The 13,972-nt window shown below is 48.2% G+C and carries 5 protein-coding genes; 2 read left to right on the forward strand and 3 right to left on the reverse strand.

Translation table 11 applies throughout. From position 1 onward, the window contains the following. Positions 1-95 precede the first annotated feature (95 nt). The gene (locus ACO0KW_RS15925) at positions 96-1,478 is read left to right on the forward strand and encodes a NarK family nitrate/nitrite MFS transporter (RefSeq protein WP_423054286.1); all 1,383 of its coding nucleotides are present in this window, start codon (positions 96-98) and stop codon (positions 1,476-1,478) included. Positions 1,479-1,552: 74 nt separating this feature from the next. Here the strand turns inward: ACO0KW_RS15925 and ACO0KW_RS15930 are convergent, their stop codons facing one another. From ACO0KW_RS15930 to ACO0KW_RS15940, 3 genes are all read right to left on the reverse strand, one after another. After that, positions 1,553-2,341, reverse strand: coding sequence for a Dyp-type peroxidase (locus ACO0KW_RS15930; protein ID WP_423054287.1), 789 nt, complete (start codon positions 2,339-2,341; stop codon positions 1,553-1,555). A gap of 132 nt (positions 2,342-2,473) precedes the next feature. Beyond that, positions 2,474-3,280: a substrate-binding periplasmic protein gene (locus tag ACO0KW_RS15935; RefSeq protein ID WP_423054288.1), complete on the reverse strand. Its 807-nt coding sequence runs from the start codon at positions 3,278-3,280 to the stop codon at positions 2,474-2,476. A 140-nt stretch (positions 3,281-3,420) separates the two neighbouring features. Next, the gene (locus ACO0KW_RS15940; protein WP_423054289.1) at positions 3,421-4,791 is read right to left on the reverse strand and encodes an Ig-like domain-containing protein; all 1,371 of its coding nucleotides are present in this window, start codon (positions 4,789-4,791) and stop codon (positions 3,421-3,423) included. Between the two features lie 460 nt (positions 4,792-5,251). Here ACO0KW_RS15940 and ACO0KW_RS15945 point away from each other — a divergent pair, with 460 nt between their 5' ends. Further along, a complete protein-coding gene (locus ACO0KW_RS15945; protein ID WP_423054291.1) occupies positions 5,252-13,972 on the forward strand; it encodes a DUF4214 domain-containing protein in 8,721 nt (2,906 codons plus the stop codon).

Consider the following 13,972-nt stretch of genomic DNA (forward strand, 5'->3'; position numbering starts at 1 on the left):
GCTCTTTGCCATCAAGCGAGAACGCTTGGCAGTTCACTGAATTTACATGAATCCTTGAAGCTAAGTTACTAAATTATCCAATAAGGGAGTACAAAATGAGTCACGTCTTAAGTCGCTGGGAACCCGAAGACGGCGGGTTCTGGAAAAAGGAAGGGAGCAACATCGCCAATCGCAATTTGTGGATTTCGATTCCTTGCTTGATGTTGGCCTTTTCTGTCTGGATGTTATGGAGTGTGGTTGCTGCCAATCTGGATAAGGCAGGTTTCAAATTCACCAAAGATCAATTGTTTTTCTTGACCGCATTGCCAGCGCTCTCTGGCGCTACACTACGAATTTTTTATTCCTTTCTGGTACCGGTATTTGGTGGTCGTCGCTTCACTGCGATTTCAACCGCGAGTTTGTTGATACCAGCCATCGGGATGGGCTTCGCGCTGCAAGATCCAACCACGAGCTATTCAACTTTGCTCATTCTTGCACTGTTGTGTGGTTTGGGCGGTGGTAACTTCAGTTCCAGTATGGCAAATATCAGTTTCTTTTTTCCTAAATCACGCAAAGGCTATGCGACCGGGATGAATGCTGGGATTGGTAATCTTGGCGTGTCGGTGGTGCAGTTTGTTGCGCCGCTGGTGATTTCTTCTGCTGTGTTTGGTGCTGCAATTTCGGGCGACGGTTTCTTGTATCACAACGTCAAAACCAATACCGATAAAATGTTCTGGCTTGCGAACGCAGGATTTATTTGGGTGCCATTTATTGTTGTCGCAACGATCGCCGCTTGGTTTGGCATGAACGATATCGCTTCTGCGAAAGCGTCTTTCTCAGATCAGGCAATTATTTTTAGACGCAAACACAATTGGTTAATGTGTTGGTTGTATATTGGGACCTTTGGTTCGTTCATCGGTTTTTCTGCCGCATTTGCCATGTTAATCAAAGCGCAGTTTCCAGAAGTGGAAGTCGCTAAATTTGCCTTTTTAGGGCCATTGGCGGGCGCACTCGCACGTCCTATTGGTGGCATTTTGTCAGATAAATTAGGTGGTGCGCGCTTAACGTTCTGGGTATTTGCGGCGATGGCGGCGACGATTGCTTTTGGCATATTACCTGCTCTGCACGCAAATCAATTCAGTGTTTTCTTATTCTCATTTATTGGCATGTTCATTCTGACTGGCTTGGGTAACGGGTCTACTTTCTGCATGATTCCGATTATTTTCCAAACGGACAGAGAGCGCGCGTCTGCCGGAAAAGGCGAAGCCGCGATTAAGCAAGCGCGTTTGGATGCAGCTAAAGAATCTGCTGCTGTACTCGGATTCTCTGGTGCGATAGGCGCCTATGGTGGTTTTTTCATTCCTCAAGGATTTGGTACTTCCATCAAAATCACTGGCGCGCCAGATATGGCTCTGTACACCTTCATTGTGTTTTACATTAGCTGCATGGTGATTACATGGTGGTTCTATTCACGCAAAAATGCCGAGATGCCTTGCTGATCTAATTGAGTGACCGAAAAAAGCCCCGCAGTAGCAGTGCGGGGCTTTTTGCTTGTTGACTCTTCGCTGACTAATTAGCTGAATTGAAGGAAGCTGAGATTGATCCGATTTTCTTGCATAGGTGGGCACCAGAAATACTTGCTGTGCATCGGTGTTGAGATTTTAAAAAGGTCATCAACGATACCATCTTCCATGCCTAACATACGTTTCAGCTGCGCCTCAAAAGGATCAAAGCTATTGGCAAATGCAGTGAAATACAAGCCGGCGTGGTTATTTTCTGCCCATGGCATGGAGCGCCGCAAAATAAATGCCTCAGGACTAAAGCTTTCTTGTGCGGTCCGTTTCACGTGAGCGCTTTCAGGCGCATCATCAAGCTCTTCGTTGTCGCGTAGACGACGACCTACCATATTGTCTTGCTGTGTACTATTCATTGCATCAAAGACTTGGAAATTGTGCCGCCACTGCTGGACCGCCAGATAACTGCTGCCATGTACGCTTGCTTGGTCGCTTTCTAGAAAGGCACAGGCAATAGCGGCGTCGTCGATAGGATTTTCCGTGCCGTCTTCATAACCAGTTAAATCATGCCCAGTTTGGTAACGAAAAGCAGGTATCTGATGGGTGACGCTAAAAACGGGCGTTAGCAATTTTTCTAGGTGCCGCCTCATATGAAATAAATCGCCGCGCTGTTCAGATTTAAACCATAAAAACAAATCGCTATCGTCTGCATGCAAATCGATGTTGGTAGTGGCATAAGTTGGGAAATGCCTCATTCCTGGGATCTCGGCTTGTAAAAATTGTAGGAAGTCAGCACCGAAGCCAACAACAATTTTCTGCCCAGCGATACTTGCTTGGAGCCCCTGCAATGTTAGTGATATGGATGTCTTGTTGGCAGTAGGATGGCGACGGTAATGTACATAAATTCCGTGCGATGAAATCGGGCGAGGATTTCAGTTTGAAAATGCGTCATGGGCTTTTTGATTGACTCTGTCATGATTTTATTTGGCAAATATGCGTTCCAGTTCACCATTTTTTTTGGCTTGTATCAGCGCTTTGTCGATCTTTTCTAAAATATTTTTATCGTAGCTCAGGCCCGTCGCAAAATGTGCATCGATGACAGAAACCGGTCGCGGGACGATGCAGAAGATGTCTACCTTCTTTTTCTTATATTCATCAAATTCTGCGGCATACAGTTGATTCAATTCTTTTTGTACCTCTTTGAGATTAGTACGCGGTTCGTATAGTAAGAAAGCATCCATCCGCTTTTGATATAGTTTTGAAAACCGACCTGCCAGGCTACTGGTGTTGTATTCAGCTTTGAAAAGAATATTGACCAGCTTATCGAATTCGTCACCAGCACTGGAGCCTTGAACAATACCGATCGTTTTACCTTTGAGATCCTCCATCGATTGGAAGTTGAAATTGTCATCACAGCGCTTAACCAACCAGACCTTGTCGGAATAAACAGGTTCAGAAAAGTGGAAAATCTTTAGTCGCTCAGGTGTTTTGTAAATGCCGAAAATTAGACCTTCGCCGTTTTCACCGTTGTGCAAAACACGACGCCATGGATAACGACGGATATCAATTTTGATATGTGCTGATTCTTCTATGTAATTGAAAAGTTGTAAGACATTCTTGGTAAGTGGGAGAATTTGGTCACGATCGCCTTTTTGCTCTGGCATCAGAACTGCCACCGTTGGTCGAGCGGATATTGCTGGCAAAATTTGTCTGGCAGCAGTCGGCTCTATCGACATGATAAAGCTGACCACAGTGCAGATAAGCAGTGATTGAATTGAAGTGCGCAAAATACCGTTTTCCAAGGAGCTATTGAATTATTTTTTAACCTATTCTAGCTTAATTCCTTGTATAGGATGCCGAATCCGATAGCGAAGCACGTGGGACTAATACAACCATTTTCTCTATTTCAATTGGGGTAGTTGCAATGTTAAGGTAAAACAGTAGGCGTATTCAGGCTGACACGTTTGCCGTCACCTAGTTGTCCATCGCTATTTCGCCCCCAAACCCACAGACTACCATCGGTACGAATGGCGAGTGTATGGAATAGACCGGCCGATATAAATTTCCAATTTTTTGTATCGCCAATTTGCAAAGGCGCTAATTGAGTTTGGTTATTGCCAGACCCAAGCTGCCCATCCTCGTTTGCCCCCCATGCCCATAAACTGCCATCGCTCTTCACTGCGAGGCTATGCTTGCTCCCAGCGGAAATTGAGGCCCAATTAGTTTGGGTGCCAATCTGGCTAGGATTGAGTCGGTCCGACAAAGCGCCATTGCCGAGCTGCCCTTGGTCATTTGCTCCCCAGGTGAATAATGCTCCATCTGCTCGAATCGCGAGGCTATGGTTCTGTCCAGCTGCGATCGACACCCATGTGGCAGTACCGATTTGTGTAGGTGTTGTTACTGTGGTACTGGGGCCAGTACCAACTTGCCCATTTAAATTACTACCCCAGCCCCAAATAGTGCCATCTGCGCGACGTGCTAGAGTGTGGCCTGCTCCAGCTGCGACACTAGTCCAATTTTTGGCGATGCCGATTTGTACCGGTTCAACCCGGTCAATTACCGTGCCATCACCGAGCTGCGCGTAGAAGTTACGACCCCACGCCCATAAAGTGCCATCTTTTTTTATCCCAACCGTATGCGATTTTCCTGCTGCGATGGCAATCCAACTTGCCGTACCGATTTTAGTGGGATTGAGTTTGTCGACAAAACTGGCGTCGCCCAATTGTCCATTTTGATTAAAGCCCCACGACCAGAGCGAGGCGTCAGTGCGCAACGCGACGGTATGAAATTCACCAGCAGCAATTTGTGCCCAGGTATTGACCGTACCCATTGCAGCCATGGCAGATTGATCATTGGCGGTGCCATTTCCTAGTTGCCCAGTGCGATTCAAACCACTGCTGATGACACTTCCGTTGGCTTTTAGAACTAAAGAATGGCTGCCGCCAGCAGTTACTGCAACATACGGTCCTTGCACGACAAGTTTGGTCGTGTTGCTAATTTTGCCTGAGGTCGCCGTGATCGTTTCTGTTCCTAATGTCTTGCTCGTGGCCAGTCCCGTTGTTTGCACGATACTCGCGACAGCACCTGGCGAGCTCCACACTAAGTCTTTCGTGATGGCCGCACTGCTGCCATCGGCATAGCTACCGGTGACCGTAAACTGTTGGGTTAATCCTAATGCAATCGTTGGATTTGCTGGGCTTATGCTAATCGAGACTAGGGCGGGGGCTGTCGTCGTCGTTGTGGTGCTTGCACTGTCTTTTCCGCCGCCGCATGCGGCTAAGCATAGGCTTAAAAACATGGCCGCCGATCTCTGAAAAACTGGGAGTTGTGAAATTGATAGGCGTTTAGTCATAATGAAGTTGTACTTGATCGATTTAATGAGAAACCATGGGGTAAGCTAAGTTCTCAGCTTTACCGTAGTGTATGCAAAGAAAAAGAAATCCGATTGGTAGATTAGACAGGTCTTCTTGGCTTTATTACGCTAATTGAATCGTAGGGAAATTTTGCATGATGCTGTAATACGATCGATCATTTCTTTGACTCTGGGTGGGTAAATCCCAATAAGCTTGGCAAAAGACAAGATGTTGCAGGCTTTAAGGCTATTTGATATTTCTGTAAAGTAATGTTGGTTTAATGCCGTTAACGGTCAATTGATGTCGAGGCACCTCAAGCTATGGACAGACAAGACACCCAATGTTTTTTGTCTTGGTTCCCGTCGCACGATTGTGTAACACCTGAATTTTTCATCGAAAGTTATTATGGCTAGTGTCAGTTATCAATATGAATTAATTAAGATGTATCTGGCTGCGTTTATCCGCCCGCCAGAGAAGAGTGGTCTTGAATATTGGTTATTGCAACTCAATAGCGGTAAGTCTTTTGATAGCGTTCTAGAGACAGTTTTTAGTTTGGATATAGTGAAAGAAATTTATCCCACTAACTTGCCTCACGAATCTTTCGTGACACTTATTTACGTGAATGTCTTTGGTAAGTCGCCTGATCTTGAGGGCTTGAATTACTGGAAGCAGCAAATGATTGACGGTCGCAGTCGCGGCAATTTAGTGATGGACATGATCAATGCAGGCCTAAACACTGCTGACGGTACTGCTGGAAAGGCGTATATCGTTAACCGCATAGCGGTGTCGCAATTCGCAGTTGACCAGCAATTCACACAAAAAGCGGATCTGTCTCCTGCTTACCTAAAAACTGTTATGCAGGGAGTGAATGCCAACCCTGATACGATTGCAATTGCAAACAAGTCCTTGGGTTCTGGCGTGACGGGCATTGGTCTTGGTGCACCTTCGAACTCTTTAACCGTCACCGCCGCTGCTGATGGCTTAAGTGCAACGGAGGTGGCTGCGGGTGTCGACGTCCTGGTCAGTCTGGTTGGCACGAATGCGGTTGCCAATAATTTTGTAGAGTTGTTGATCGATGGCGTTTCATTTCCCACGGCCATCACCAAGCAATTGAGTGCAGCGGATATTAGTGCCAAGAAAGTGGGCTTGGTTATTCCAAAAACCATGAATTGGGGAGCGGACGGTATCAAGTTGCTGCAGGCCATAGTGAAAGATAGTAATGGCAATTCGAGCGCTCCCGGCGGTGATTTACGCGTCGATTTGAACATCGTCCCACCGAAGGCACCGAGTGTTGCCTTGAGTGTTGGCGTAGCGATTGACAGTATTAGTTTGCTAGAAAAATCGGCTGGCGTTGCGGTATCTGTCGATATTACGGATACCAATGCAGTCGCAGGTGACAAGATTGAAATCTTACTTAATGAAGTCAGTTTTAGCACTAAAGTGCTGGCGACTATAACGGCCGCAGATCTGGTAACGGGGATGGTCGAAGTCATCGTACCTGGAACCGCAAATTGGGGCGTGGATGGCGATAAGGTACTCGCCGCTAGAGTGATTGATATTGCGGGAAATGTTGGCGGTATTGGTGGGGCAGTGAGCGTCAATCTCGATACACTGGCGCCAAATGCGCCTGGTAATGCGATTAAAATTCCGGTCGCGACGGCGGGCATTAGTTTACCTGAACGTGCCAGTCCGATCAGCGTGGTGGTCGATCTCACAGGCACCAGTGCCAAAGCTGGTGACGCTGTTGAGTTATTCATCGATGATAAAGTATTCGGCTCAAGCACACTGCATGTCCTGACCGCCGAGGAAATACTCGCGAATTCCGCAGTACTCTCAATTTCTGCGTTTGATCCCGCCTGGTCATTGGCAGAAGGTAATCGCAGCATTTCGGCGCGACTGTCGGATAAGACTGGTAACGTCAGTAAGGGGGGGGGAAATCTAACTGTGCTCGTGGATAGTCTTGCACCAAAATCTGAAACTACCACCTTCAGCATCGATGCCGCGAAGGATGGTATTAGCAGTGCAGAAAAAACACTGGGTGTGGCGGTCGTGGTCAGCCTGCTTGGTTCGGGGGCTGTCGCCGGCGACACGGTGAATATTTTAAGCGGAATTCAAACACCTGTAGTTCTGTTTAGTCAGGTACTCACTGCGGCGCAAATTACAGCGAAACAGGCGACGATTACTTTACCGGCGAGCAGTGCATGGGGGCTAGATGGAAGCAAACTGATTGCAGTCAGCTTCACGGATATTGCTGGCAATACCAGTAGCGCAAGCCCAGCTGTGAATGTTGTACTCGATACTACCGCGCCACTCGCATCGACCAAGGATTTGCTAGCACCAGCAAGCTTAAATGGCATTAACACCGTGGAGAAAGCGGACGGGGTTCTGGTGAAATTTAGTTTGGCAGGTACTCAAGCTCAAGCGAAAGACAAAGTCGAAATTTTATTGAATGGGAGTGCGTTTTCAAGCCCTATTACGTATGTTCTAAACGCGGACGATGTTGCGAATGATCTTGTTTCATTGACGATTCCCGGCAATGCTGCTTGGGGTGCGGACGGCGTGAAACAATTAAGCGCACGCGTGACCGATCTGGCGGGAAATGTAGGGGCCGCTGGAGCCACGTTACCCGTGGTGATTGATACCATAGCGATTCCAGGACCGTCGAGTTCTCTAGTCGTTCCTGCCAACGCTGATGGTGGTATTTCGATCGTTGAAAAAAATGCTGGCGTTGAGGTAAGAGCGAGCTTGGCAGGAACCAATGCACAAATTGGCGACCGCGCAGAGTTGCTAATCGGTGGTCAGGGATTCCAGACGCCGGTCACCCATATTTTAACGAACGCTGATTTGGTGGCGCAGACAGTGTCTTTAAATATAGGACCAAATGATGGTTGGGGGGCGGACGGTGTGAAGACCTTAACTCTCCGATTCATTGACTTTGCAGGCAACGTAGGATTAGCTGCGGGTTCCAAAACCGTCACTTTGGATGGTATTGCACCAAATCCAACTGCGGCAACGCTGACGGTGCTAGCCGCGCAAAACGGCATCAATGCGCAAGAAAAAATAAGCGGGTTTGATGTTGTTGTGGACTTAAATGGTACTGGCGCATTAAGTGGTGACACGCTGAATTTATTTATTGATGGACTGCCATTTTCCATACCAATTAAACAAACTATTACGGCCGCCCAAGCTTTATCGAAATCGGCCACAATCAAAGTACCAGCCAATGCCGATTGGTTAGCTGATGGAAGTCATGTGCTGACTGTGGTGATCAATGATACCGCTGGAAACCTCAGCAGTGCAGGCGGTGCACTTATTGTCCAGGTCGACACAACGGCACCTAAGTCTGCTAGCAATCCTGTTGTAATTCCAGCCGCGATCAATGGCATCAGTAGTTTGGAGAAAAATGCAGGCGTAGCGGTGGAATTAAACTTAGCTGGAACAAATGCAACAGTTTCAGATAAGTTGGAACTGCTCATCAATGGTAATAGTTTTTCGACGCCGATCACGCAAATTTTGAGTAGTAGTGACATTGCGAATGGTTTAATCAATTTAACTATTCCCGCTAATGCAAGTTGGGGAACTGATGGCAGTAAGAACATTTCTTTCAAAGTGATTGATGTTGCCGGAAATGTGGGGGCAATTGGCGGAATTCTTGCAGTGAATCTTGATACAAGTGCACCAGCAGGCCCCGCTGGTAGCTTGGTTGTACCAGCAAATGGTGCTGGCGGAATTTCCTTAGCGGAGTTGAATGCTGGAATTGCCGTCGTTGTGAGCCTTGTCGGTGCTGCGGTATTCGCAGGGGACAGCGTTGAGATTTTAATTGGAAATAATCCTTTTGCAACACCAGTACGCCACACCATTACTGCAGAAGAATTGATTGCTAAAAGCCTGAGTTTAAACATTGCGGCAAGCAATATTTGGGGTGCAGACGGGATTAAAAACTTGACCGCGCGATTCATTGACGTGGCAGGAAATATCGGTTCAGCCACAGGTTTAGTCAGTGTCACGCTCGACACATTAGCTCTAAATCCGCTTGCCAGTATATTGAAGGTCAGTGCTGCTGCGAATGGTATTAGTAATGCAGAAAAAAACGCTGGTGTCGATGTCGTGATTGACCTCATTGGCACGGGTGCAGTGAGTGGCGATCAAATTCAAATTTTAGTCGATGGACTGCCATTTGCTACGCCGAATATTTATACCATTACTGCAGCGCAGGCCTCCGCGAAAACAGCCACAGTGAAGATTCCGGGTGCTGCTAATTGGTTGAGTGATGGCAATCATCTGTTGACTGCTAATTTGATTGATAAGGTTGGAAATACAAGCGCTGCCGGCGGTGATCTGATCGTATTGCTTGATACTGCAGCACCAATTGCACCAAGCATTGCATTAGCGATTCCTGCTGCAAGCAATGGATTGAATAATGTAGAGAGATTGGCGGGTGTCGCAGTCACGGTGAATCTGAGCGGAACCGGCGTAGTCGCGGGTGATAGTGTCGAGTTAATGATAGACGGAAAATTATTTTCGCCCAGTATCACTCAAGTGGTCAGTAGTAGTGACATTGTCAATGGACAGCTTAATTTGACGATCGGGCCTGCTGCTAGTTGGGGCATCGATGGTATCAAGAGTCTCTCTGCACGATTCATTGACGTGTCAGGAAATATAGGACTTGCGGGCGGTAATGTGAATGTTAATTTGGATACAGTCGCGCCAGCCGGTCCAACGAATGCCTTAGTAGTTCCTGCCAACTCAGCAGGTGGAATCACCACGCCCGAATTGAATGCGGGTGTCGATGTGCTTGTCAATTTGACGGGAGCAAAAGCAGTATCAGGTGACATCGTTGAGATTTTGATTGGCGGAACATCGTTTGCAAATCCCGTGAAGCATGTCTTGACTGCTGCAGAAATTCTCGCAAAAACTGTCACTGTGACCATCGGTTCGGCTGATGGCTGGGGCGGCAATGGAAATAAAGCCTTAACCGCGCGATTTATTGATAGTGCTGGCAATGTGGGTACAGCTGCAGGATTGGTGAATGTCATTTTAGATACCTTATCCCCGAATCCTGTGGCGACTCCCTTGGTTGTCGCGGCTGCGACGAATGCCATTAGTAATACAGAACGGCTGGCGGGAGTTAATGTTGTCGTTGACCTGACTGGAACGATGGCGCTTGTAGGTGACACGATTACTCTCTTGATTGATGGTAATTCTTTTGCGACGCCAGTCACTCAGAAAATTACGGCAGCGCAAATTATCACTAAGTCAGCCGCCGTGCTAATCCCTGGAAACGCGGTGTGGGGCGCTGATGGCGATAGAGTGTTAAGCGCGACAATTGAAGATGCAGGTGGAAATACAAGTGCTAAAGGCGGCGATCTGATCGTAAAGCTTGATACTGTAGCGCCGAATGCACCAAGCGTCGCATTAGCCATTCCCGCTGCAAACAATGGATTAAATAATGTAGAGAGATTGGCGGGTGTCGCTGTCACGGTGAGTTTGAGCGGAACCGGCGTAGTCGCTGGTGATAGTGTCGAACTACTGATAGACGGAAAACTATTTTCACCCAGTATCAGTCAAGTTCTCAGCAGCAATGACATCATCAGTGGACAGCTTAACTTGACGATTGGGTCTGCTGCTAGTTGGGGCATCGATGGTATCAAGAGCATCGCTGTAAGATTCATTGACGTAGCCGGAAATATTGGTCTTGCGGGCGGTAATGTGAATGTCAATTTGGATACAGTCGCGCCAGCTGGTCCAACAAATGCCTTAGTAGTTCCTGCTAACTCAGCAGGAGGAATTACCACTCCAGAATTGAATGCTGGCGTCGATGTGCTGGTCAATTTGACTGGAACAAAAGCAGTGTCAGGTGACATCGTTGAAATTTTGATTGCGGGAGCATCATTCGCAAATCCTGTGAAGCATGTCTTAACTGCTGCAGAAATCCTCGCAAAAGCGGTAACAGTGACCATCGGTCCGACAGATGGTTGGGGTGGCGACGGAAGTAAAGCCTTGACTGCGCGATTTATTGATACTGCTGGCAATGTGGGTACGGCAGCAGGATTGGTGAGTGTCACTTTAGATGCCTTGCCGCCGAATCCTGTTGCGACGCCCTTGGTCGTCGCGGCTGCGACAAATGCCATTAGTAATACAGAGCGTCTGACTGGCGTCAGTGTTGTCGTTGACCTGACGGGAACGACGGCACTTGCAGGTGACACGATTACGCTGTTGATTGATGGTATTTCTTTTGCGACGCCAGTGACTCATAAAATTACGGCAGCACAAATTGCTGCTAAGTCGGCCACCGTGCTGATCCCCGGCACTGCGGTTTGGGGTGTGGATGGAAATAAAGTATTAAGTGCCACGATTGCCGATGCGGGAGGAAACACATCCTTGCCTGGCGGCGATGTGAGTGTATTACTTGATACCACGGCGCCGATTCCACCAACGAACCCCATAGTCATTGTTGCTGCGCTGAACGGTATCAGTGCCGCAGAAAAAACCGCTGGTATTCCGGTCATTGTTGATTTAACAGGAAGTGGTGCGGTGGTCGGTGACCGAGTAGAAATTTCATTGAGTGGTGCTGCATTTTCGACACCGGTAGTAAGAACCTTAACTGCGTTAGATATCGCCGGTGGCTCGGTGACATTAACGATTCCAACCGCCGCAGGATGGGGTGCAGATGGCACTAAATCGATTGCTGCGCGCTTGATTGATCCTGCCGGTAATATCGGCGTCAGCGGTGTAGCAAGTAATGTGATGTTAGATACCACAGCACCCGCAGGACCTATAACAACCTTGAGTGTCAGCGCAAATAGTGGTGGTGGCATTACTGTCACAGAGAAAAATGCTGGGGTCGACGTTATCGTTAATCTAAACGGAACCACTGTCGTAGCCGGAGACTTGGTTGAAATTTTGATCGGTGGATTGCCCTTTGGTAATCCAGTTAATCACATACTCACCGCAGCAGAAATTCTTGTCAAAAGCGTGACGGTGACGATTGGCGGTACGGATGGCTGGGGAGCTGACGGCGCTAAAACATTGACGGCGCGATTTACTGATATCGCTGGGAATGTCGGATCTAATTCCGGCACTCTGACAGTCACTTTAGATACCGGCGCTCCTAATCCACCGTCGACACCTTTGGTGGTGCCGGCTGCGGCCAGTGGTATTAGCGGCGCTGAAAAATCAGCAGGAGTGTCAGTACTCGTGAACCTCAGTGCAACTGGCGCTGTGGCTGGCGACATTATTCAGTTACTTCTCGATGCAGTGCCGTTTTCGACTCCGGTAACCCATATCATTACCAACGCAGAAATTACGGGGAATGCGGCGACTTTGATCATACCCGGCGCGGCGCTGTGGGGCGCTGATGGCAATAAGGTATTGACCGCCACGATTACGGATGGGTTGGGGAATATCGGTGCGCCTGGTGGTGCTGTCACGGTGATCATTGATAGCACTGGACCGGCAATGCCAACAAATCCCGTGGTGATCGGGGTTGCTTCCAACGGCATTAGTTTGGCGGAAAAATCAGCCGGTGTTGGTGTAATGCTTGATTTGACAGGAACCGGGATGGTGGCCGGTGATAGCGTAGAAATTCTACTCAATCACCTTTCATTTTCAACTCCGGTTACGAAAATTTTGAGTGCATTGGACGTCGGTAGTGGATTGGTCAATATAACGATTCCAGGTGTTGCGAATTGGGGTATTGATGGCAGCAAAATCGTGTCAATGCGTGGTATTGATATCGCTGGGAATGCTGGTGTTGAAGGTGGCAGTTTGACGGTGGCTCTCGACACTGTTGGCCCGACCGCACCAGCAAATCCTGTGATCGTCACAGCCAATTCTGGTGGCGGCATTACTGCCGCGGAGAAAAATGCCGGTGTTGTGGTTGATGTCAATCTGACCGGAACAAGCTTGCTTGCAGGTGAGCAAATTGAGCTGCTAATTGGTGGCTTAGCATGGTCAACGCCTGTCATCCACACGTTGACCGGAGCCGAGATTGCCGCGAACGCAGTGTCATTGACGATAGGCGCAAACGATGGTTGGGGAGTCGATGGTGCGAAATCGATAGGTGTTCGTTTTATCGATACGGCTGGCAACATTGGTGTTGGGGGCGCCGCTACCAATGTATTGATGTTAGATACGACGCCTCCGAATGTTCCGAATACGCCCATGAGCGTCGTAGGGGCGGTGAATGGCATCAATCTGAATGAGAAAAACGTTGGTGTCACTGTGGTGGTCAATCTTGGTGGCACCAATGCAGCAGCGGGCGATGCTGCTACTTTATTAATTGATGGGCTGGGGTTTTCGGTTCCCGTGACGCATACGATTACCGCGGGTGAAGTTTCTGCGGGAAATTTTACATTTACGATCGGTAGTAATGATGGTTGGGGTGCAGATGGAAGCAAGGTTCTTAGTATGATTATGACCGATGTCGCAGGCAATACGGGTCTGGCTGGCGGAAACGTCACAGTCTTACTAGACGCGACTTTGCCAAATGCGCCATCAAGTGCGGTCAGCGTAGCGGCGGCTGCGAATGGGATTAATTTGACGGAAAAAACCTTGGGCGTCGCAGCCGTTGTAAGCCTGTCGGGGACCAATGCTGTCGTCGGTGATAAGCTTGAAATATTACTTGGTGGTGCTTCGTTTTCTGCGCCCGTATTCCATATTCTGAGCAATGCAGATATTACTGCGGCAAGTGCGAGTGTAACAATTACTGGAACGGCTGGGTGGGGCTCTGATGGTGTTAAGAGTTTGTCAGCACGCATTCAGGATGGTGCAGGCAATATGGGCCTGGCAGGCGGCAGTTTACTCACCAATTTAGATACCACAATGCCAGCGTCAACGATCTTACCTAATTATACGGACGTAGATGGTTCATTGACTATCAATGCAGGAGACACCTTCGTGTTTCAGATTAACGAAGCGACCAATCGGACGATCACAACGAGTGAAGTTCTCATCAATAACGCTCACATATTGGGAACTGGCGCAACCGCCGTCTGGAGTTTAGATGGCAAGCAGTTCACAGTCACTTTGGGTACCGGTACGACCGTCGCATTAGGCGATATTGTGACTTTGGTTGGCGTATCTGATTTGGCCGGGAACTCATTAGATCTGGCTTTTTCACTTTGA

Source organism: Undibacterium sp. Ji22W (genome assembly GCF_049340305.1).
GTDB lineage: Bacteria > Pseudomonadota > Gammaproteobacteria > Burkholderiales > Burkholderiaceae_D > Undibacterium.